This window comes from Cutibacterium sp. KB22876, from assembly GCF_059728865.1.
Genome location: NZ_AP040858.1, coordinates 2,181,899 through 2,204,680 on the forward strand (window position 1 = coordinate 2,181,899; position 22,782 = coordinate 2,204,680).

Here is a 22,782-nt window from a genome sequence, read left to right on the forward strand (position 1 = left end):
TCACCGACCAGACCGTTCCAGCAGGACGAAGTGCTCAACGTTTCCGTCCTGTCCGGGCAAGGGGCTGTCGCACTCGTCGCGCACTGACCAACCCAGTTCTTCAGCCTTGGCGATGACTGTCGCGACGGCTTGAGCGCGCAGCTGCGGGTCGGTGACGACCCCGTGGGCACCAAGGGCCTTGCGCCCGACCTCGAATTGTGGCTTGACCAGTAACAACATGAGGCCGTCCGGGTTCATGACGGCCGAGATCGGTTCCATGATCATGGTCAGGGAGATGAAGGAGACGTCCCCCACGACGAGATCAACGGGTTCGAAGTGGTCGTCGATGGCCAGGTCATCCGGGGTGAGATCGCGCAGGTTGAGTCCCTCGTGGACGACGACCCTCGGGTCTTCGCGCAGCACCGGGGAGAGCTGGTCGCGCCCGACGTCGACGGCATGGACGAGCTCGGCTCCTCGCGAGAGGACCACCTGGGTGAACCCACCGGTGGATGCTCCGGCGTCAAGCACCCGAGCGGGCACCTCGACATCGAGAATGTCCAGTGCCCCGATGAGTTTGTGGGACGCCCGGGAGACCCACACCTCTTCCTCTGCCACCAGGTCGTCCGAGGGGCCAACCTTCGCCGCGGGCTTGGTGACGACCACTCCGTTGACAGTCACCCGTCCTTCGCGCACCAATCGGGTGGCCAGGGTGCGTGAACGCGCCAGCTCGGCGTCGACGAGGGCTTGGTCGAGTCTCACGGGGACAGCCTGCCACCTCTCGGTGACCTGGCGCACCAGAGGTGACACAGCAGGCGTCGTCGCTGGGGCTCTCACAGGCGACGAATGGCTACTGCTGGCCGAATGATTGACGCACTTATGCATCAGGGATGTGCAGTCCCCCCACAGCTTCAGCAGATTGTTCCCAATTTGTGAGCTTTTCGTTTCACAACCTGAGCATGCGACGTGCTGAAGAGGTCACTCGTCGCCGAGCCCACGGGCCTTGAGAGCCTCTCCCATCTCCAGGGCATGGCCCACCGCACCGACGAACATCGGGATGAGGAACCTCCAGCTGGAGTGTCTCAGCCCCCTCGCCCTGGCGGCCTCCCGCACCTGTCCGACAGAGTTGATGAGGTAGGGAATCGTGGTCCACATCAGGGCCAAGGTGAGAGCGAACTTCTCAGGTTTGGCGCCGAGTGGTCGCAGGGGGCGCACCATTGAGACGATGGCGTCCATGAGAGCGCCAGGATCCGTGGTGCACGTGACGAGCCGAGCGATGTAGAGGCAGGCAAGCAGGCCTGCCACATAGATCACTCCTCGCTGCCAGGTGGTGAAGAAGCAGTGATAGGCCAGGATGAGGACGTTCGCGATCCACAGTGGCACTCCGATGGACAGCGCAGTGCGGACGGGCATCCTGGCCACGACCAGGTCAATGATGACGGCCACGACCAGGCAACCGAGGGAGAACCACCACTGCTTGACGAAGAACGGGGAGACGCCTACGACCAGCACGAGCAGGTACTTCGACCACACCGGCATCCGGTGGGCCAGGCTGTGACCAGGACGGTAACCCCCGAGGAAGGCCGAGATGTCAGCCTTCATCGGGACAGCTCCTCGGTCATCATCCGTCGGCGGTACCCGGCAATGACTTTGGCAGGGTCCCCGTCATCGACGACCCTGCCGTCCTCGACGGCCAACACCCGATCGAAGGAGGCCGCCAGCTCCAGGTCGTGGGTGCAACACAGGATCTGCTGACCCAGGCGTTCAAAGGCGTGCCGGACCATTTCTCGGTTACGCAGGTCGAGCAGGGTCGTCGGCTCGTCGGCGAGGATGACCGACGGCTCCACGGCGAGGACGCTCGCCAGGGAGACCAACTGACGCTCTCCCCCGGACAGGGCGTGGACGCTACGGCCAGCGATGGCCTCCAGTCCCTGGTCGGCAAGGATCTTCAAGGCAGCGTCGTGACGCTCCGTGCGATTGCGGATGCGCTGGCGCAAGGACAGCTCGACGTCAGCGACGGGGGTCGACATGACGAGCTGGCTCATGGGGTTGGTGAAGATGTACCCCACTCGTCGCCGCGCCGCCTTGCCGTCGATCTTGGGATCGATCCCGTCGACGGTGACGGTGCCGCTGGTGGCTTCCATGAGCCCGTTGACGAGTTTGAGCAGGGTCGACTTGCCGGCGCCATTGGGGCCAACCACAGCCACCCGACGCTCAGGAAGGGTGAGGTCCACCCCACTGAGGATCGTCACTCGTCGGTGATGTCCCTCGACGTCATACTCGTCGACGTCAACACCGACGTCCTTGAACTCAATCACGGCATGAGACGCGGGAAGGCCGTCAGCACCGCTGTGGCGATGAGACAGGCCAAGATCCCCTTGACCAGGTCGAGTCCGACGAAGGCGATATTGGCAGCCAGTGCTGCATTCAGGCTGAGCTTCGCGAAGGCCATCAGCCCGAGGATGCCGCCAAGGTACACGCACACCAGGTCGACCAGTGCGACGAGAAAAAGCCAGACCGGCAGCATCGACTTACGCGGGCGTCGCCGCAGCACGGCCGTCGCCACGGCCCCAGCCACGAAGGCTCCCAGCAGCCAGCCCCACAGGAAACCACCCGTCGGGCCGACGAGTACGCCAAGTCCACTGGCCCCACCACTGAACACCGGAAGTCCCAAGGCGCCGACGATGATGTACAGACCAATGGCACATCCGCCGCGGACGCTGCCAAGCACCATCGGCGTAAGCATGACGGCAATCATCTGCAGGGCAAAGGGCACTGCCCCCACCATGAAGATCGGCGGAATGACCGCGAGCACCGCGATGAGGGCAGCGAAGACGGCGACGAGTGCCAGGTCGGTGGCCTGGAATCCTATGCGTGATGACATTGGGTTCCTCCCATGAAGAGATCGTGCGGCCGCACGAGATGGGCGACCGTCACAACCAATTGAACACTGTTCAGTGGAGCTTGTCGAAAGACTCCGCAGGCTTTTCGGGAACTGTCGCACCGGACTCGTGGACGAGAGTCATCATGGCGGTCACGGCATCGAGCTGTCCGGAGACGTCGCCGGGAACCATGTCAGCGCGGATCTCGCGGTCAGTCGTCAGTGAGACCTCCGCCTCACCACAACGAGCGTGGGCGTCCGACATCTCAACCGTCCGCGCAGGCTCCAGCAGACCCGACAGGTCAACAGCGATGTTCTGCGGTCGGTCCTCAGGTGTTGCAACCAGCAGATCAGCGACGCCGTGAGCCCCGGTGAAGACGAACAAGGAGTCCATCGTCATGGCGTTGGCACCACGAATGTCGGTGTCCAGCCGGTCCCCCACGAAGATCGGTGCCTTGCACCCGAGACGCGAAACGGTGGCCTCCAGCAGCGGACGGTAGGGCTTGCCAGCGATGACCGGCTTGGCGTCACACGTCGTCGCGACGACCTGGAGCTGGGCGCCGATGCCGGGTACGATGCCCCGATCGGTGGGGCGGGTGATGTCCGGGTTGGCCGCGTACCATTTGGCTCCGGCCTGCAGGGCGAACCCGGCTTCCTCCAGCAACGCCCAGTCAATGTGGGGGTCGTAGCCCTGGATGACCGCCACCGGATCATCCTGCGCCGATTCCACTGTCACGAGCCCGCGAGATCGCGCCTCCACACGCAGCGACTCGGTACCGATGATGAGCACCTTGGCCCCTGCAGATAGCTGTTCGGCGGCAAGATCGGTGATGGCCTGAGCTGAGGTGACGACGTCACTGGCCTCCGTGGGGATACCGATGTCGGTCAAATGCTGGGCAACTACCTCCGCGGACCGGGCCGCATTGTTGGTGACGAACCCGACCTTGACCCCTCGGCGACGCAGTTCCGCAATCGTGTCCGGGGCAGCAGGTACTGGATGGGGCCCCAGGTAGACGACTCCGTCCAGGTCGAACAGGGCCGCGTCATGACCGTCAATGAGGGCGTCACTCACTGATTCGTCTCCTCGTCGTCGTCCATCTCGATGAAAACCATGTCGTCCGCGTCGTCAAGGTCCTCGCTCGGCTCCTTGCCATCAATGATGTCGATGCGGTCCTGGCAGTCCAGGAAATTGGCCGGATCGTGACTCTGGGCCGACACGAACCACTTCCGCGCACCGGCGGTGTCGCCTTCCTCGAGCAAGGTCTCGGCGTAGGCGTAGTGCAGACGGGCTGTGGCCTCGGTTGGTGCCTTGAGGTTCTTGACGGCCTCGCGCAGCAGGCGGACGGCCTCGGCCTTCTGGTCGAGGTCTCGACGGGCACCGGCCTGGACGAGCACCAGCTCAACCTGCTGAGCCGGGGTGAGATCGGCTTCCTGCCCCTCACGAATGAGGCGAAGGGCAGCCTGGGGACGCCCCAGCGCGCGCTCGCAGTCGGCCATCACGGGAAGGAAGTTGTCATTACCGGTCATGCGCCGCAGGGCGCGGTAGTCGTTGAGTGCCGAGGCATACTCGCCGGCCTGGTAAGCGGCTTCGGCAGCCACCTCACGCAGCACGGGCAGACGCGGAGCACGCCTTCGCGCCGCCTGGGCATGGGCGTTGGCCTGGGCAGGATCCTCATCGAGGAGTTCGGCAGCCGCGACGAGGTGCCCCTCGATGATGTGGGCGGTGTCGGCAGGAACACCACGAAGCTCGGCACGCACCGAGGCGGGCAGAGCCTTCTCATCGAAGTCCAGCGGTGCCATTGGCTCGTCGGTGGCCTGGGTCACCTTCTCCTCAAGAGTGCCATCGCCAGTAGGACGACCGTTGCGACGGTCATCACGGTGTTCATTGCGACGGTCATCCCGCGGGCCGCTCCGGAAGTTCTTGCGATCCGACTTGCGGAATTCCCTGCGGCCGTCCTGACGGTCCTTGTCCCAGCGACGATCGCCACGTGCCTGGCCGTCACGACGCCGGTTGTCGCCCTCGCGGCGGCGGTCGTCGTCACGACGGTCATCGCGATGATCTTCCCAGCGACGGTCACCGCGCCGACGGTCGTCGCGGTCATTCCAGCGACCATCGCGTCCTTGACCGCCACGCCGTGCCCCACGGTCGTCTCGCCAAGGACGATCCGAGTCGCCCTCACGACGGGGCTTACGATCGTCATCCCAACGACGTCCACCGTCGCGACGAGACTTGTGATCGTCATTCCAACGACGATCTCCATCTCCCCCGCGTCCTTGCCAGCGATCCCCGCGACGACCTCCGTCATCGGACCAGGATCGACGGTCACGGCGGTCACCACCACGACCATTCGACTTCGAGTTCCAACCGCTGCGTCCGCCCGACTTGCCGGACCATCCATTGCGGCCCTGACCTCGTCGGTCTCCGCCGGATCGACCGTTGTTGGGGGAGGAAGAATCTGCCATGTCTCCTATTGTCCCGCACACCCGGCCATCATGGCGAACCGAAATCGAAGTCGGTTCACCATGTGCTTGACGGCCAGCCAACGACCCCATGATCGCCACCGTCGGCGATGAGCGCTCACAGATCGCACACCAGCCATCTAGGATCAACTGACGTGAGCCAATTCGACAACCGCGCCAAGGACTGGGAGACCAATCCTCACAGGCACAAGCAGGCAAAGCGCGTCGCCCGCGCAATCGTCGAGACGATGTGTCCGGGCGACAATCACAGAATCCCCGACCTCGACGTCTTGGAAATCGGAGCGGGAACGGGCCAGCTTGCCATCGAGATTGCCGATTTGGTGATGCCGGCCACCTGGACGTTCACCTTGACCGACACCAGTGAGGGAATGCGCAGGGTTGCCACCGAACGGACCTCGGACCGGGGATGGAAGGTCCTCGATCGGGACTACTCATGTCCTTCGACGAAGCTGGACGACGGCAACTATGACCTCGTCATCGCCCAGATGGTCCTGCACCACGTCAAGGACCTGGCGACATTGTTTTCATCCGTGCACAAGATGTTGAAACCGAACGGAACCTTCATCGCCATCGACCTCACCGAGAAGGAGGGACGGGCATTTCACGTCCATCACTCCGATGGTGACGACGACCCACGCTATTACCACGACGGCTTCACCGAAGAAACAATGAACCGACTGTGTTCACATGCAGGGTTCAGCGAGATGACGTGGTCAGTGCCGTTGACCATCAAGCGCGAACGCGACGGACAAATCAAGGAGTTCCCACTTTTTCTGGCCAAAGCTCAGCGCTGACGGCGCCCGAGTCGATGAATTCGAATTCGTCCCCATGACCGCGTCAACATGCCGGCGCGGTCATCGTTTTTGGTTTTCTTCGCCATCAGACATGACGAGGAACAACGCTGAACAATGACGCCCGAATACGGGAAGCCAGCACGCTCGGCATAGGTTGGCGGTTGTGTAGGAATACAGAAAAGCTGGGTTAAGGGTCAAAAAGTGTGTCCGGAATCGCGGATTTTCACGGATTGACCTGTAGGTTTCCGGAAAGTATATGCTCCGGAAGCATATATCTAGCCCCCGACGGGAAATCCTCGGTGTGGCAGCCGTGATGTGCTATGCGCGGCGTGGTGTGGTGTCGCAATGTCGAAGAACCAACCACGCTGCCACTGCGGCGGTGAAATGAAACGCAACGGCACCACCAGCAAAGGCACCACCAGATGGCGCTGCAAACAATGCGGCGCCTCCAGCGTCAAACGTCGAAACGACATCACCAACGCGGCAGTGTTCACCCAGTTCATCGAGCATTGCACCACCGCAATATCACTCGACGACCTAGCCAAACGAAACGGTGTTAGCCGCGCCACCATGAAGCGGCGCTTCAAGTGGTGCTGGCTCGTTGATGTGCCTGACCCCACCGCCGGCCACCACAAGCGGATCTACGACCAGGTATTTCTCGATGGCACCTACACCGCCGGTGGCTGCCTGATCGTCGCGGCGACCATCGACCACGTGATCGCCTGGCACTGGTGCAAACACGAAACCACCCGCGACTACCAACTGCTGCTTGAACGCATCGAAGCCCCACTCATCGCCGTCATCGACGGCGGCCAAGGCGCATACAGCGCAATCAAAAAGTGCTGGCCGACTACGAAAATTCAACGCTGCCTCGTCCACGCCCAACGCGTGGTCCGCCGCTACACCACCACCAACCCACGCACCGATGCCGGGCGCACCATCTACCGACTTGCGCTGAAACTGACCCGGATCACCACACTGGATGAAGCCGCCGCGTGGGGTGTGCAACTGCACGAGTTTTCAACGATCTACCGGGAATGGATGAACGAGAAAACCATGATCAAAGACCCCAAAACAGGTGCATGGACCCGCGTGTGGACCCACCACAACGTGCGCAAGGCCTACAACAGCCTCAACCATCTTTGGCGGTCCGAGATGCTGTTTGTCTACCTCAACCCGCCAGCAGGAGTCCTTGCGCCCGAGCGGATCAAATCCACCACCAACAGCTTAGAAGGCGGCATCAACGCCCAGCTCAAACTGCTCGCCAGAACCCACCGCGGCAGATCAGGCGAACGACAACGCCGCATGCTGGATTGGTGGCTCTACTTAAAAACGGAACTGCCTGACGATCCAGTACGAATCGCCAGGCAGTCCGACTGGGGCCAGGGCCAACTCGCCAAAGTATCCACCCTGACCCAAACCGAGAACCAAGCCGACCACGAAACAGGACGCCCAGCCCTCTACGACAACGCTATCGACACCGACTACACCCACTCAATCGGCATTCAAAAAGGCCAAATCTAACCCCCGCGACACGCCGAGCCAGACACACATTTTGACCCTTAACCCGAAAAGCTCCGGGCGGAACACTCGAAAATGTTCCGCCCGGAGCTATTGAAAAATAAATTCCGGCGGCGTCCTACTCTCCCACACGATCCCTCGTGCAGTACCATCGGCGCTGGAAGGCTTAACTACCGGGTTCGGTATGGGACCGGGTGTTTCCCTTCCGCCAAGGCCACCGGAAAAACTATGGGGCCAGTCAGGCTTGGCGCAACCCCCGCGTGGGGGCTGGGAGCCGTACAGTGGATGCGATCATCAAAATTCTTATTGGACGTGAAAGTGTGTGTTTGTAAGTCCTCGGTCTATTAGTACCAGTCAGCTCCACACCTTACGATGCGTCCACGCCTGGCCTATCAACCCGGTCGTCTACCGGAGACCTTACCAGATTCATCTGCAGGAACCCTCATCTTGAAGCGTGCTTCCCGCTTAGATGCTTTCAGCGGTTATCACAACCCGACGTAGCCAACCAGCCATGCTCTTGGCAGAACAACTGGCACACCAGAGGTCAGTCCGTCCCGGTCCTCTCGTACTAAGGACAGCCCTTCTCAAGATTCCTCCGCGCGCAGCGGATAGGGACCGAACTGTCTCACGACGTTCTGAACCCAGCTCGCGTGCCGCTTTAATGGGCGAACAGCCCAACCCTTGGGACCGACTCCAGCCCCAGGATGCGACGAGCCGACATCGAGGTGCCAAACCATGCCGTCGCTATGAGCGCTCGGGCAAGATCAGCCTGTTATCCCCGGGGTACCTTTTATCCGTTGAGTGACGGCGCGTCCACAAGCCACCGTCAGATCACTAGTCCCGACTTTCGTCCCTGCTCGACCTGTCAGTCTCACAGTCAAGCCCCCTTGTGCACTTACACTCAACACCTGATTACCAACCAGGATGAGGGAACCTTTGGGCGCCTCCGTTACCTTTTAGGAGGCGACCGCCCCAGTCAAACTACCCATCAGGCACTGTCCCTGAACCGGATCACGGCCCAAAGTTAGATAACCAGAACGACCAGAGTGGTATTTCAACAATGACTCCACAACCACTGGCGTGGCCGTTTCACAGTCTCCCACCTATCCTACACAAGTCGTCCCAATCACCAATACCAAACTATAGTAAAGGTCCCGGGGTCTTTCCGTCCTGCTGCGCGTAACGAGCATCTTTACTCGTAATGCAATTTCACCGAGTTCATGGTGGAGACAGTAGGGAAATCGTTACTCCATTCGTGCAGGTCGGAACTTACCCGACAAGGAATTTCGCTACCTTAGGATGGTTATAGTTACCACCGCCGTTTACTGGGGCTTAAGTTCACCGCTTCGCCAACGCTAACAGTTCCCCTTAACCTTCCAGCACCGGGCAGGAGTCAGTCCGTATACATCGTCTTACGACTTCGCACGGACCTGTGTTTTTGGTAAACAGTCGTTTCCCCCTGGTCTCTGCGCCCCTCACCGCTACCAACTGTAAAAGCCTTGACAGTTCAGGTCCCCCTTATCCCGAAGTTACGGGGGCATTTTGCCGAGTTCCTTCACCATGATGATCTCGATCGCCTCGGTATACTCTACCTATCCACCAGTGTCGGTTTAGGGTACGGGCGGACCAGCCACCTCGCTCACGAAGATTTTCTCGACAGTACAGGATCACTCACTCACCCACTTCCTGTGGGCTCGCCATCATGCCTCAACCACAACCCTGGCGGATTTACCTACCAGACGGTCCACACATTTAGCCCCGGACAACCATCGCCGGGGATGAGCTACCTCCCTGCGTCCCTCCGCAGCTTGCCTACTACATGATCGGTTCACACACTCACCACACCACCACCACATCAACGATGTCGCGGAGGCAGGCTCGCACGCTTAGCATCACACACCTCGACACGGACGGTGACAAGCCGGTACCAGAATATCAACTGGTTATCCATCGACTACGCCTGTCGGCCTCGCCTTAGGTCCCGACTCACCCAGGGCAGATTAACTTGACCCTGGAACCCTTGGATAATCGGCGGACGGGTTTTCCACCCGTCATTCGCTACTCATGCCTGCATTCTCACTCCCGCACAATCCACCACACGGTCACCCGGCAGCTTCACCTCGCACAGGACGCTCCCCTACCCAAACCCTCACGGGCTTGCCACAGCTTCGGCGGATAACTTAAGCCCCGCTACATTGTCGGCGCGGAATCACTTGACCAGTGAGCTATTACGCACTCTTTCAAGGATGGCTGCTTCCAAGCCAACCTCCTGGCTGTCTGCGCAACTCCACATCCTTTTCCACTGAGTTACCACTTAGGGGCCTTAGCTGATGATCTGGGCTGTTTCCCTCTCGACGACGAAGCTTATCCCCCGCCGTCTCACTGCTACGCTCCACTTGCCGGCATTCGGAGTTTGGCTGATTTCGGTAAGCTGATAGGCCCCCTAGACCATCCAGTGCTCTACCTCCGACAAGAACCACGCAACGCTGCACCTAAATGCATTTCGGGGAGAACCAGCTATCACGGTGTTTGATTGGCCTTTCACCCCTATCCACAGCTCATCCCCTCCATTTTCAACTGAAGTGGGTTCGGACCTCCACGACGTCTTACCGACGCTTCATCCTGGCCATGGATAGATCACACCGCTTCGGGTCTAGAACACGCGACTCACGCCCTTATCGGACTCGCTTTCGCTACGACTCCCCCACACAGGTTAACCTCGCCACGCATCACTAACTCGCAGGCTCATTCTTCAAAAGGCACGCCATCACCCCACAAGGCTCTGACGGCTTGTATGCGACCGGTTTCAGGTACTATTTCACTCCCCTCCCGGGGTACTTTTCACCATTCCCTCACGGTACTGATCCACTATCGGTCACCAAGGAGTATTTAGGCTTGACGGGTGGTCCCGCCAGATTCACGCGAAATTCCACGAGTTCCACGCTACTTGGGGTAACCCTCACCAGTGCCACGCTTACAGTTACGGGACTCTCACCCACTCCGGTACGCCTTCCCAGACGCTTCACCTTCACGCAACATTTATCACTGGCCAATCCTGCGGCAGCAGAACCCAAAGGCCCCCACAACCCCGCACATGCAACACCTGCCGGCTTGAACACACACACGGTTTAGCCTCATCCACTTTCGCTCGCCACTACTCACGGAATCACGGTTGTTTTCTCTTCCTACGGGTACTAAGATGTTTCACTTCCCCGCGTTACCTCCCACACCCCTATACATTCAGGGCAGGGTCACCGGACACTACTCCGGACATTCCAGGTTTCCCCATTCGGACACCCCCGGATCACAGCTCGTTTACCAACTCCCCAGGGCTTATCGCAGGTTACAACGTCCTTCATCGGCTCTTGGTGCCAAGGCATCCACCGATCGCACTTAACAACTTGCACAACAACACAAGACACAAAAAATTAAGATGCTCGCATCCACTATACAGTTCTCAACCACCACACGAATCAACACCACACCCACCACACAGCAGACGCAGCATCACCGCACCAGGCCACCACACACACGTGTGATACCCCAGAACCCCAACAGCATGCCTCAGACCGTCCACCACAAGATGAACACGCCAATGTTCCACAAGAAGCTAACCCATCCACCAACGACTCACGACGAGCCACACAGCAATAATGAGTCCTTACAATGAAGTGCTCCTTAGAAAGGAGGTGATCCAGCCGCACCTTCCGGTACGGCTACCTTGTTACGACTTAGTCCTAATTACCAGTCCCACCTTCGACGGCTCCCCCACACAGGTTAGGCCACCGGCTTCGGGTGTTACCGACTTTCATGACTTGACGGGCGGTGTGTACAAGCCCCGGGAACGTATTCACCGCAGCGTTGCTGATCTGCGATTACTAGCGACTCCGACTTCATAGGGTCGAGTTGCAGACCCCAATCCGAACTGAGACCGGCTTTCCGAGATTCGCTCACCCTCACAGGCTCGCAACTCTTTGTACCGGCCATTGTAGCATGCGTGAAGCCCTGGACATAAGGGGCATGATGACTTGACGTCATCCCCACCTTCCTCCGAGTTGACCCCGGCGGTCTCCACTGAGTCCCCACCATAACGTGCTGGCAACAGTGAACGAGGGTTGCGCTCGTTGCGGGACTTAACCCAACATCTCACGACACGAGCTGACGACAGCCATGCACCACCTGTGAACCAGCCCCACAAGGAGGCGTACCCATCTCTGAGCACTCCCAGTCCATGTCAAACCCAGGTAAGGTTCTTCGCGTTGCATCGAATTAATCCGCATGCTCCGCCGCTTGTGCGGGGCCCCGTCAATTCCTTTGAGTTTTAGCCTTGCGGCCGTACTCCCCAGGCGGGGTACTTAATGCGTTAGCTACGGCACGGAATCCGTGGAATGGACCCCACACCTAGTACCCACCGTTTACAGCGTGGACTACCAGGGTATCTAAGCCTGTTCGCTCCCCACGCTTTCGCTCCTCAGCGTCAGGAAAGGTCCAGAGAACCGCCTTCGCCACTGGTGTTCCTCCTGATATCTGCGCATTCCACCGCTCCACCAGGAATTCCATTCTCCCCTACCTTCCTCAAGTCAACCCGTATCGAAAGCACGCTCAGGGTTAAGCCCCAAGTTTTCACTTCCGACGCAATCAACCACCTACGAGCTCTTTACGCCCAATAAATCCGGACAACGCTCGCACCCTACGTATCACCGCGGCTGCTGGCACGTAGTTAGCCGGTGCTTCTTCTGCAGGTACCGTCACAAAAGCTTCGCCCCTGCTGAAAGCGGTTTACAACCCGAAGGCCGTCATCCCGCACGCGGCGTTGCTGCATCAGGCTTCCGCCCATTGTGCAATATTCCCCACTGCTGCCTCCCGTAGGAGTCTGGGCCGTATCTCAGTCCCAATGTGGCCGGTCGCCCTCTCAGGCCGGCTACCCGTCAAAGCCTTGGTAAGCCACTACCCCACCAACAAGCTGATAAGCCGCGAGTCCATCCAAAACCGCCGAAGCTTTCCAACCCCCACCATGCAGCAAGGATTCCTATCCGGTATTAGCCCCAGTTTCCTGAAGTTATCCCGAAGTCAAGGGCAGGTTACTCACGTGTTACTCACCCGTTCGCCACTCGAGTACCCCCAAAGGGGCCTTTCCGTTCGACTTGCATGTGTTAAGCACGCCGCCAGCGTTCGTCCTGAGCCAGGATCAAACTCTCCAATGAAAAAATATCACCCACCCACACACACAATGCAGGCAACGGTGTCACAAGAGAATCCAAAACACTAACCCCAAACACTGACCAAAAAAATCAGTCCATGTCCAGAATCACAAAGGAATTCATAAACAAATCCGACACATCGATAGATGCATCAAAAAATCATTGACTATCAAAGACACACTGTTGAGTTCTCAAGCATCACACCCACCAGAACAACCCCACCAACAAGCAGGACCACCCCGAGGCGACCCGACCGACCCTACCACACCAACCCCAACCCCGCAAAACCCGCGGTATCAAGATCAGCCAGCAAAACCAGCCAAACCGTGCCACCACCCCGAAAAGCAGCGACCCGACCAACCTTACCGGATCAACCCCGAATGTCAAATCCAGGAATTCACCAGGGAAATCACCATCAAGAAAACCATCCAGTCATTCCCAGCCCCCTCCAACAAGGGAACCCGCAGAAGCCTAAACACTCTTCAAACAATCGTCAAATCGTGTCACCAACAATCCCACAACAGGACCATCAGCACTTCCACCAGCCCACACCCACCGGGCGCCGGGCCGAGAGATAACACTGCCACAACCACACCCTCAACGCAAGTCGGGCTGATTCAGGACTCGAACCGCCCCACCGTCCGGCCGCGTCACGGTTGCGTTTGGTGGGTAAATACAACCGTCCGGGGACCACCGCAGACACGGTGATCCCCGGACGGATCCGACATGGAGGTGCTCAGCGGGTCAACGCACCCACCGTCTTCTTGCCTCGACGCACCAACGCCACTCGACCACATAGGAAGTCATCGTCACTCAGACGCTGATCCGGATCAGTCACCTTGACGTTGTTGAGGTATGCGCCGCCCTCTGTCACGGCCCGCTTGCCGGCAGACTTGGTGTCGACGATTCCAGCCGCAACCATGGCGTCAACGATTGTCGGGTACTCGCCACCCTCATGATGGGCAGCACCCAGCTCGTCAGCCAGGGAAACCACCGTTTTCTCGTCGAGGTCACGCAACTCACCGCGTCCGAAGATGGCCTGAGCAGCAGCCTGCGCAGCCTTGCGCTGCTCCACACCATGGACAAGATCAGTGAGGTCGTCGGCCAAGCAGTGCTGAGCAGCACGACGCCACGGCTCCTCCTCGGTCTTGCGAGCCAGCTCCTCGATCTCCTCACGGGAGCGCGGGCTGAAGATCTTGAGGTACTCGATGACCTTCGCGTCCTCTGCATTGAGGAAGAACTGGTGGAAGGCGTAGGCGCTCGTCAATTCCGGATCGACCCAGACCGTTCCGGACTCAGTCTTGCCGTACTTGGTGCCATCAGCCTTGGTCAACAGCGGGGTCACCAGACCGTGCACGACGTCACCGGTCGTCCTGCGGATGAATTCTGCACCCGCTGTGATGTTCCCCCATTGATCCTGAGCACCGGTCTGCAAGGTGCAGCCATAGCGCCTGTGCAGCTCGTAGAAGTCGAGCGCCTGAAGCAGGACGTAGCTGAACTCGGTGTACGAGATGCCGCTCTCGAGACGTCGGGCCACGACGTCGCGGGCAAGCATCCGGTTGATGGAGAAGTACTTGCCGACGTCACGCAGGAAGTCCAACGCGGTGTACTCGACCGTCCAGTCGTAGTTGTTGACGATCCGAGCGGCGTTCGGGCCCTCGGTGTCAACGTACTTGCTCACCTGCTCCTTGATGGACTCGACCCACTCGGCGACGACCGCATGGTCGTTCATCTGACGCTCACCCGTCATCTTCGGATCACCGATGAGACCAGTCGCCCCACCAACGAGAAGCAACGGCTTGTGACCGCGTTCCTGCAGGGCCCGCACCAGCATCAACTGAACGAGGTGACCAATGTGAAGGCTCTTGGCAGTTGGGTCGAAACCCACATAGAAGGTGACGGGTCCTTGGGCGAGGTGGGCCTCCAATGCCTCGCGGTCGGTGGAATCGGCTACCAGCCCTCTCCACTCCAGGTCGTCCAACAGATCCGACACGTCATATTCCTCTCGTCTGCGACCCCACGTGGAGTCGACCGGACGTCAGTCTACCGACACAGCTCTCTGCACTGCCCCCACGTTCGCTCAGGCTTGCACCGGGCGCGAGAGTATCTCGGCGGGAACACCACTGACGGCCATCTGTGAGAAGGCGCCCGCGAGCTCTCCGGCGTCGACCCCGGTGGCGCACATCAGAGCGATGGTGTCGTCCCCGGCAATCGTTCCCAGGATGATGTCCAGGCCCGCCTTGTCGATGGCAGATCCGTAGTACTGGGCAGCACCCGGCGGGGTCTTGAGCACCACGAGGTACTCATTGTTTTGCACCCCGGTGCACAGCTCCTTGGTCATTCGTGCCAGCTTGATCCATGCCGGCGAGCCCGTGGTCACATCCGAGGGGTGCTCTCCCTCAGGAATTGAATAACACGGGTTTCCGACATGATCACGCCCTCGGACGGCTCCGATCTCGACAAGGTCACGGGAAAGGGTACCTTGAGAGGCGACGAAGCCTTCCGAGGCCAGAATCTCGCCCAACTCAGCTTGGGAGGAAATCCTTCCCTCCTGAATCAAGGCGCGGATGCGGGCGTGCCGCGCTGCGCGTGAGGTCGGCGCCAAGTGCCCCTCGCCCATGGAACCTCCTTAGATCACGCACCATTGGACCGACTGCTAAATTTTCGACAGACCACATAAGTATGCATCAATACAGCGGCCCGAGTCCAACCACGACTCAGAGGACGCTCTCCATACCCGCAATGAAGATTGCCAGCGCGAGGTCGAAATCCGCCTCTTGCCGGGCGAGATCGGTCTCCCCCATGACGCCCAGGTCGTGCAACTGGGTGCGGGTCTGCTCCTCCATGGTGTGGCCCAGAACGAGATGCACGATGGCCCGCGAAACTCCCCCGGCACGATCAGCACCGAAGCCGTGAGCCGCCAGGAACTGGCGCAACATCACGGTGGGATCAACCTCCCCCAGCCCCACCGAGATCGTGGAGGCAACCAGTTCCGCCCCGTCGCGGTGAGCCAGCAAGGTCTTTCGGAAGCACCTCGCCCACTCGTCAACCCCATCAGCCAAGTCTGACTCTGCAGCCGGAACCGACGTAGGCCCTCCCCCAACTGACAGGATCTCGTCACTCACCGCTGCCAACAGGCTCTGCTTGTTCGCGACGTGCCAGTACAGAGCGCCAGCCTTGACGCCAAGCCGTTCAGCCAACCGGCGCATGGAGAGGTCACCGAGCCCGTAGGTGTCGAGGATCTCAACTCCCGCCCGGACGACGTCCGCCTTGGTCAGGCTCACGGTGACTCCTCGAACTCGATGACACTTTTTGTCGGGGGTGGCCCACGTCGACCGAACCTCATGGACTACATTGAACCCCGTTCAATCCTGAACGGTGTTCAGGACGTCTCCAGTCTCGGAAGGACCAGAACATTGCTGAATCTAGCCGACATGACCGAGCGCGGCCTGAGAGGGGAGTCGATCACCCGCGAGGAGGCTCTCGAGATCCTTCGCAGCAGTGATGAAGAACTCATGTCGATCATCGCCGCTGCCGGAAAGATTCGTCGCCACTTCTTCGACAACCGGGTGCGCCTCAATTACCTGGTCAACCTCAAGTCGGGACTGTGCCCCGAGGACTGCTCATACTGCTCGCAGCGCCTGGGGTCTCGTGCCGAGATCATGAAGTACTCCTGGGCCGACCCCGAGAAGGTGCACGAGGCCGTCGAGGCTGGTATCGCCGGCGGGGCCCGTCGCGTCTGCATGGTGGCCTCCGGACATGGCCCCTCCACGCGAGACGTCGAGCGCGTCAACGGCATGGTGCGCTCCCTCAAGGCAGACCATCCCGACGTCGAGGTCTGCGTCTGTCTGGGCTTCGTGGACGACGAGAAGGCCGCCTCCATCAAGGAGGCCGGCGCCGACGCCTACAACCACAACGCAAACACCGCTCGCTCCCACTACGACGAGATCTGCACCACCCACTCCTACGAGGACCGCATGGACACCGTCGAGGTCCTCAAGCGCAACGGCCTCTCCCCCTGCTCGGGCGTCATCGCTGGCATGGGCGAGACCGACGAGGAATTCGTCGACGTCATCTTCGACCTGCGTGAGCACGGCGTCGACTCGGTGCCCGTCAATTTCCTGCTGCCCTTCGAGGGAACTCCGCTCGCCGGTGGCGCCCAGCACATCACCCCGCAGTGGTGCCTCAAGCGTCTGGCCATGGTCCGCTTCGTCCATCCGGACTCCGAGGTGCGTGCTGCCGCCGGACGCGAGCAGCACATCCGTACCATGCAGCCACTGGCCCTCGAGGTCGTCAACTCCATCTTCCTGGGCGACTACCTCACCAGTGAGGGCGCTGCCGGCGCTGCCGACCTGCAGATGATTCAGGATGGCGGCTTCGTCCCTGAGGGGGCCGACGGACAGCCCATGGTTCACACCACCGTCGATTCGTACCAGTCAGCTGACCTGCCCATCAACGCGGTTCCGATCCGTCACCGTGGCGTTGGCAGTGAGGTTCCGGCAAACGCCTGAGCCACACCCATCCAGATCTCAGCACACGCCTGAACACAGCATGGGGGCCGACGTCATGTCGGCCCCCCATGGCAGGTATCGAATAGATATCAGGACCTCAGCTGGGCTCCACACGCCTCCTCGGCGCGGGCTACCGCAGCGTCGCGAGCCTCGGCAGCCTCGGCATCGGTGAGAGTCCGGTCAACAGCGCGCAGACGAAGGTTGAAGGCCAGGGACTTGTGTCCCTCACCGACCTGCTCGCCCTCGTAGACGTCGAACAGCTCGGCCGCCTCCAGCAACGGTCCAGCACCTTCGATGAGGGCCTGCAGGACGTCCTCGCTAGGGACGGACTCATCAACGACAAGAGCGACGTCCTCCTTGGCCACCGGGAAGCTCGAGATCGCCTTGACCTGGCCACCACGAGGTGCAGCGGCCACCAAGGCGTCAAGGTTGAACTCAACGGCACAGGTTCGCTGCGGCAGACCAGCACTCGACGCCACGGTCGGGTGCAGCTCGCCCGCGTGACCGATGACCTTGCCGCCCACGATGAGAGCGGCGCACCGGCCGGGATGCCACGGAGCCTGCCGGTCCGCCGTACGCTCCAACGTGACGCCGACGGCGTCAGCGGCCTTCTGAGCCACCAGCACCGCATGACGCCAATCCGCCTTGACGGGCTCGCCGTCCCAGCGATCAGGCAGCCAATTTCCGCAGATGACCGCGGCCAGCATGCGCGGCTGGGCTGGCAGAGCGGCGTCGATTTCAGCGAGAACCTCGTCGGAGGGACGCTCGTCGACACCAGGACGGGGAGCCGCAGCCGGGGTAACAGCACGGAAGACGGTGCCACTCTCGAAGACCGCAAGATCCTCCTGGGAACGCGACATGTTCGTGGTCACAGCATGGAAGAGCCCCGGCAACAGGCTGGTGCGCAGATAGGGGTGAGTGTCGTCAAGCGGATTGGCCAGCTTCACCGTCGCATAACGAGGGTCATAGGCACTGATCCCGAGGGTTTCGAGATCCTTGTCGCCCATGAACGGCAAGGTGATGAGCTCGACGAATCCGGCCTCGACGACCGAACGCAGCACGCGACGACGGGCCTGCTGGGCCTTGGTCAGACCGGCGGCGCCCAGGCTTGGCGGGAGAGCCAGCTCAATGCGGTCGAAACCGATCTTGCGGCCGATCTCCTCGACGTAGTCGTATGCGTCGACCAGGTCAGGACGCCAGGTCGGCGGGACGAGGCTGAGGGAATCGCCCAGGGCGGTAACCTTGACACCCGAACGGGTGAGGATCTCGATAACTTCCTCGGTGGACACCTTCGTGCCCAGGATACGGCCCGGCAACTCGGCGCTGATGGTCTGGTGCGGCATTTGCGGCACCTCGCCGACGACCGTCGGCTCACCGATGGTGGCTCCACCGTACTGAGCCAGCAGCTCGGCGGCGCGAACGGCGGCAGTGTGGGCGCACACCGGGTCGACTCCGCGCTCGAAGCGACGGGAGGCCTCCGAACCCAGCTTGTGACGTCGGTAGGCCCGAGCCACCGTCATGGGATCGAAGTGAGCACCCTCGAGGATGATCGAGGTGGACTCAGAAGTCATCTCGGTGGCGGCACCACCCATGACACCGGCCAGACCGATGGCTCCCGAGTCATCGGCGATGACCAGGTCGTCAGGATCAAGGGTGCGCTCAGTGCCGTCGAGGGTGACCAAGTGTTCTCCCTCGTTCGCCTTGCGAACCACGATCGTTCCGCTCACCTTGTCGGCGTCATAGGCGTGCAGCGGCTGACCGGACTCCAGCATGACGTAATTGGTGACGTCGACCGCCAGGCTGATCGGACGCATTCCCGCACGGGTAATGCGATCGGCGATGAACCGCGGGGTCGGTGCGTGCGGATCCAGACCGGTCACCGGCAGGGCGACGAACTGGCTGCACGCATTCGACTGAATGTCGACCGCCACAGGCCCTTCAACCGGGCTGATCGGCTGCTCGTCATAGGGATCGGGGAAGTGCACCGACATGGCATGGGCCACCTCGCGGGCGATGCCACGCACCGACATGCAGTAGCCAATGTCGGGAGTGACGTCGACGTCGAGGACCTCCTCGGGCACACCGAGAATCGGCAGGGCATCCTCGCCGGGAACAAGCTGGTGTCCCTCAACCGACGGAGGCAGGGTGATGATGCCGGAGTGATCAACGCCGATACCCAACTCGTCGGCAGCGCAGAGCATGCCGTCGGACATGTGGCCGTAGGTCTTGCGGGCACTGATGGCGAATCCGCCGGGAAGCACCGCTCCGGGCAGGGAGACGACCACCCAGGCGCCCTCGACGGCGTTGGGAGCACCACAGATGATGCCGCGTCCTTCGACGCCATCCTCAACGTTCTTGGGATGTCCCTCAGCGTTGTACCGCGGACCGACGTCGACCCGGCACCAGTTGATGGTCTTGCCGTTCTTCTGCGGCTCGGGGATCGAGGACAGGATGTGACCGATGACGATCGGGCCGGTCAGCTCGCCACCGACGACCTCGACCTTCTCGACGGTCGCGGTGTGATCGGTGAGGGCCTGGGCCACCTGCTCGGTGGTGGTGCCGTCAGGTAGGTTGACCATGGCCTGCAGCCATGACATGGGAACCTTCATCGTGCTCCTCCCCTGAGTGAGCGGCTGAATCGGACGTCGCCCTCGACGAAATCGCGCAGGTCAGGGGCGTTGTTGCGGAACATCACCGTGCGGTCAATGCCCATTCCGAAGGCGAACCCGGAGTAGACGTCGGTGTCGATTCCGCAGGCGATGAGCACGCGCGGGTTGACGATGCCGCAGCCGCCCCACTCGATCCATCCCTCGGAGCGGCACGTACGGCACGGACGGTCGGGATTGCCGACCGAGGCCCCGTGACAGACGAAGCACTCCAGGTCGACCTCGGCGCTGGGCTCGGTGAACGGGAAGTAGTGCGGGCGGAAACGGGTACGCACGTCGCCGAACATAGCGCGGGCGAAGGCGTCGACAGTGCCCTTGAGATGGCCCATGGTGATGCCCTTGTCGACGCACAAGCCCTCAACCTGGTGGAACACCGGAAGGTGGGTGGCGTCGTACTCATCAGCGCGGAACACCTTTCCTGGGCTGATGATGCGCACCGGAGGCTGCTGCTTGAGCAAGGTGTGAATCTGCACCGGGCTGGTGGCGGTGCGCATGCACTTGCCATCGCTGACCGGATCGAGCCACAGGGTGTCCTGCAGGGCGCGAGCGGGATGGTCGGTGTCAAGGTTCAATGCGTCGAAGTTGAACCACTCGGACTCGGCCTCCGGGCCCTCCGCGATCTCCCAGCCCATGGCGGTGAAGACGTCACAGACGTCGTCAATGAGGGCAGTGATCGGGTGTGGAGCGCCTTGAGGTGAGGTGACGACCGGCAAGGTGACATCGGTCGTCTCGGCGGCGAGACGAGCCTCCAGCTCGGCCTCGGCAAGCTCCTCCTGACGAGCCTTGAGAGCCTGGTTGACGCGGCCACGCGCCTGACCGATCCGCTTTCCGGCGTCCTTGCGGGCAGCCGGAGGCAGAGCTCCAATCTCGCGGTTGGCCAAAGCCAGCGGAGACTTGTCACCGGTGTGGGCGATGCGCACCTGCTTGAGCTCGGCAGTGGTGGACGCCCCGGCGATCGCTTCCAGGGCCTCGGCCACCCGGGCGTCGACCTGGTCGGCGTCCAGGGTGCTCACCTGGACCGGGTCATAATTCGTGTTGGGGCCACTCATGGGCCTTCCCCCTGATGGGTTGACGTTGGAAAAGCGCCCGTCTCCGGGGCGCGAGTGTGCGACTGGCGTCGATCACCACAAGTCTAGTGGTGTCGACGCCGTCAATGGTTGGTGGCCGCCCAGCAGTACTGAATCATGGCCGCTTCACGGTAATCAGGCGCGCTGCTCACTGGCCGTGGCATACAACACCACGGCGGCGGCGGTGGAGAGGTTGAGGGACTCAGCCGATCCCCACATCGGAACCCCGACAACCTCGTCCGCCAGGGCTCGGTCTGCCTCCGGAAGTCCCCACGCCTCGTTGCCCATCAGCCACGCGATGGGCCTCTTGAGACGTCCGGACCGGGCAACGGCGTCGAGGCCGTGACCTCCCCCGTCCGCGGCAAGCACCGTCATCTGGTGCCTGTGAGCCCACTCCACCGCATCGGCGAGGTCGACTCCGACGAGGACTGGCAGGTGGAAGATCGATCCCACCGAGGACCGAACCGTCTTGGGGTTGTGCGGGTCCACCGACCCGCGCGTCAGGATCACGCAATCGGCACCAAAGGCATCGGCGCAGCGGATGACCGTTCCGGCGTTACCGGGGTCACGGACCTGGGCACAGATGACGGCCAGGTGCACGTCATCGTCAGGCAACTCGTGGCGGGTGACCTGTCGGCAGACGGCGAAGACCCCCTGACTGGTGACAGTGTCGGACAAGGCACTGACGTCCTCGTCAGTCAGTAACGCCACCCTGATCCCACGACGTTCTGCGGCTCCGACGTGCTCGGCATCACGCACCGGATCCGAAGTGGCCAGCAGATTCACCTTGCCAGGCCACGCCAGTGCCTCGCGCACCGCCTGAGCACCCTCGACGAGAAAGAGCCCGGACTCCTCACGTCCGCGCCGCGATGAAAGACGACGGGCCGAACGCAGCGACCCCTTCGAGATGCGATCCCACCTCGAATGGTCGTCGTTCGGCCCGTCACTCATACCCACGTCAGGCAGCAGCGTTCTGCTGCTGGCTGGCCTTGGCGACCTCGACGAGGCTGTTGAAGGCGTCGATGTCGGAGACGGCCAGCTCGGCGAGCATCTTGCGGTCGACCTCGATGCCGGCGTTCTTCAGACCGTTGATGAAACGGTTGTAGGTCATGCCCTGGGCACGGGAGGCAGCATTGATGCGCTGGATCCACAGCGAGCGGAAGTCGCCCTTCTTGGCGCGACGATCGCGGAACGAGTAGGTGGCCGAGTGGAGGGTCTGCTCCTTGGCCTTGCGGTACAGGCGGGAACGCTGCCCGCGGTAACCGGAGGCCTGGTCGAGGACCTCGCGACGCTTCTTCTTGGCATTCACAGAACGCTTCACGCGTGCCATGGTGATTCTCCTTGGATCTCCCGGGTCAGTCCCGGATTGGTTCGGGGCGTGTGCCGCCCAGTGGTCTTGGGGACGTCGTCAGTGGCGACGTCGACTGTCGTCAGCGGCCGGGGTGGCCAGCGAGCAGCTTCTTGACCTTGGCGGCCTCGCCCTTGGGCAGCACGGTCTCGCCGGTCAGACGGCGAGTGACGCGCGAAGACTTGTGCTCGTTCAGGTGGCGCTTGCCAGCCTTGCGAGCGGTGACCTTGCCCGAGCCGGTCACCTTGAAACGCTTTTTCGTCCCGGAGTGGCTCTTCATCTTGGGCATGGATGGCTCCATTCGTTCATGTGTGTCGTCCCGCGAACCGGAGGGGA

At 61.4% G+C, this 22,782-nt stretch carries 17 protein-coding genes and 3 rRNA genes; 3 read left to right on the top strand and 17 right to left on the bottom strand.

The features are described 5' to 3' along the window. The 6 genes from AC6I1W_RS09940 to AC6I1W_RS09965 all read right to left on the bottom strand — a co-directional run bounded on the left by AC6I1W_RS09940 (position 1) and on the right by AC6I1W_RS09965 (position 5,320). Positions 1 to 738, bottom strand: coding sequence for a TlyA family RNA methyltransferase (locus tag AC6I1W_RS09940; protein WP_117189262.1), 738 nt, complete (start codon positions 736 to 738; stop codon positions 1 to 3). 216 nt (positions 739 to 954) lie between these two features. After that, positions 955 to 1,578, bottom strand: a complete 624-nt coding sequence (locus tag AC6I1W_RS09945) for an energy-coupling factor transporter transmembrane component T family protein (protein ID WP_117189827.1) — start codon at positions 1,576 to 1,578, stop codon at positions 955 to 957. Continuing rightward, positions 1,575 to 2,294, bottom strand: a complete 720-nt coding sequence (locus AC6I1W_RS09950; protein ID WP_117189828.1) for an energy-coupling factor ABC transporter ATP-binding protein — start codon at positions 2,292 to 2,294, stop codon at positions 1,575 to 1,577. The genes AC6I1W_RS09945 and AC6I1W_RS09950 overlap by 4 nt, the downstream gene beginning before the upstream one ends. Next, positions 2,291 to 2,860 carry a biotin transporter BioY gene (locus AC6I1W_RS09955; RefSeq protein ID WP_117189829.1) on the bottom strand — a complete coding sequence of 190 codons (570 nt, stop codon included), beginning with the start codon at positions 2,858 to 2,860 and terminating at the stop codon, positions 2,291 to 2,293. Before AC6I1W_RS09955 ends, AC6I1W_RS09950 begins: the two co-directional genes overlap by 4 nt. A 70-nt stretch (positions 2,861 to 2,930) precedes the next feature. Further along, complete coding sequence (locus tag AC6I1W_RS09960) at positions 2,931 to 3,929, bottom strand: HAD-IIA family hydrolase (RefSeq protein ID WP_117189830.1); 999 nt, start codon at positions 3,927 to 3,929, stop codon at positions 2,931 to 2,933. Continuing rightward, a complete protein-coding gene (locus tag AC6I1W_RS09965; protein ID WP_117189831.1) occupies positions 3,926 to 5,320 on the bottom strand; it encodes a hypothetical protein in 1,395 nt (464 codons plus the stop codon). Before AC6I1W_RS09965 ends, AC6I1W_RS09960 begins: the two co-directional genes overlap by 4 nt. A gap of 152 nt (positions 5,321 to 5,472) precedes the next feature. Here AC6I1W_RS09965 and AC6I1W_RS09970 point away from each other — a divergent pair, with 152 nt between their 5' ends. Continuing rightward, entirely contained in the window at positions 5,473 to 6,132 is a 660-nt protein-coding gene (locus AC6I1W_RS09970) for a class I SAM-dependent methyltransferase (RefSeq protein ID WP_117189832.1), read from the top strand. Between the two features lie 345 nt (positions 6,133 to 6,477). After that, positions 6,478 to 7,656: an IS256-like element IS1249 family transposase gene (locus AC6I1W_RS09975; RefSeq protein ID WP_005323424.1), complete on the top strand. Its 1,179-nt coding sequence runs from the start codon at positions 6,478 to 6,480 to the stop codon at positions 7,654 to 7,656. A gap of 102 nt (positions 7,657 to 7,758) precedes the next feature. Here AC6I1W_RS09975 and rrf read toward each other — a convergent pair. The 6 genes from rrf to AC6I1W_RS10005 all read right to left on the bottom strand — a co-directional run bounded on the left by rrf (position 7,759) and on the right by AC6I1W_RS10005 (position 16,138). Next, positions 7,759 to 7,875, bottom strand: a 5S ribosomal RNA gene (gene rrf, locus AC6I1W_RS09980). Between the two features lie 102 nt (positions 7,876 to 7,977). Continuing rightward, positions 7,978 to 11,060 (bottom strand): 23S ribosomal RNA (locus tag AC6I1W_RS09985). Positions 11,061 to 11,335: 275 nt separating this feature from the next. Then, positions 11,336 to 12,857 (bottom strand): 16S ribosomal RNA (locus AC6I1W_RS09990). Together the 16S, 23S and 5S rRNA genes form the textbook arrangement of a ribosomal RNA operon. 733 nt (positions 12,858 to 13,590) lie before the next feature. Then, complete coding sequence (gene tyrS / locus AC6I1W_RS09995; RefSeq protein ID WP_117188475.1) at positions 13,591 to 14,847, bottom strand: tyrosine--tRNA ligase; 1,257 nt, start codon at positions 14,845 to 14,847, stop codon at positions 13,591 to 13,593. A gap of 87 nt (positions 14,848 to 14,934) precedes the next feature. Next, a complete protein-coding gene (locus AC6I1W_RS10000) occupies positions 14,935 to 15,474 on the bottom strand; it encodes an arginine repressor (RefSeq protein ID WP_117188476.1) in 540 nt (179 codons plus the stop codon). A 97-nt stretch (positions 15,475 to 15,571) separates the two neighbouring features. Further along, the gene (locus AC6I1W_RS10005) at positions 15,572 to 16,138 is read right to left on the bottom strand and encodes a TetR/AcrR family transcriptional regulator C-terminal domain-containing protein (protein ID WP_117188477.1); all 567 of its coding nucleotides are present in this window, start codon (positions 16,136 to 16,138) and stop codon (positions 15,572 to 15,574) included. A 60-nt stretch (positions 16,139 to 16,198) separates the two neighbouring features. On the opposite strand from AC6I1W_RS10005, the gene bioB reads away from it, so the two are divergent. Then, positions 16,199 to 17,365 carry a biotin synthase BioB gene (gene bioB / locus AC6I1W_RS10010; RefSeq protein WP_065674181.1) on the top strand — a complete coding sequence of 389 codons (1,167 nt, stop codon included), beginning with the start codon at positions 16,199 to 16,201 and terminating at the stop codon, positions 17,363 to 17,365. Between the two features lie 89 nt (positions 17,366 to 17,454). Here bioB and pheT read toward each other — a convergent pair whose 3' ends face one another. The 5 genes from pheT to rpmI all read right to left on the bottom strand — a co-directional run bounded on the left by pheT (position 17,455) and on the right by rpmI (position 22,735). Continuing rightward, positions 17,455 to 19,974, bottom strand: a complete 2,520-nt coding sequence (pheT, locus tag AC6I1W_RS10015) for a phenylalanine--tRNA ligase subunit beta (protein ID WP_065674182.1) — start codon at positions 19,972 to 19,974, stop codon at positions 17,455 to 17,457. Beyond that, the gene (pheS, locus tag AC6I1W_RS10020) at positions 19,971 to 21,080 is read right to left on the bottom strand and encodes a phenylalanine--tRNA ligase subunit alpha (protein WP_065674183.1); all 1,110 of its coding nucleotides are present in this window, start codon (positions 21,078 to 21,080) and stop codon (positions 19,971 to 19,973) included. Before pheS ends, pheT begins: the two co-directional genes overlap by 4 nt. 153 nt (positions 21,081 to 21,233) lie before the next feature. Further along, positions 21,234 to 22,055: a TrmH family RNA methyltransferase gene (locus AC6I1W_RS10025; RefSeq protein ID WP_171048529.1), complete on the bottom strand. Its 822-nt coding sequence runs from the start codon at positions 22,053 to 22,055 to the stop codon at positions 21,234 to 21,236. A gap of 1 nt (position 22,056) precedes the next feature. Then, the gene (gene rplT / locus AC6I1W_RS10030) at positions 22,057 to 22,428 is read right to left on the bottom strand and encodes a 50S ribosomal protein L20 (RefSeq protein ID WP_004808521.1); all 372 of its coding nucleotides are present in this window, start codon (positions 22,426 to 22,428) and stop codon (positions 22,057 to 22,059) included. Between the two features lie 100 nt (positions 22,429 to 22,528). After that, on the bottom strand, positions 22,529 to 22,735 hold the full coding sequence (rpmI, locus tag AC6I1W_RS10035) for a 50S ribosomal protein L35 (protein ID WP_015582520.1): 207 nt from the start codon (positions 22,733 to 22,735) through the stop codon (positions 22,529 to 22,531). Between the last annotated feature and the right edge of the window lie 47 nt (positions 22,736 to 22,782).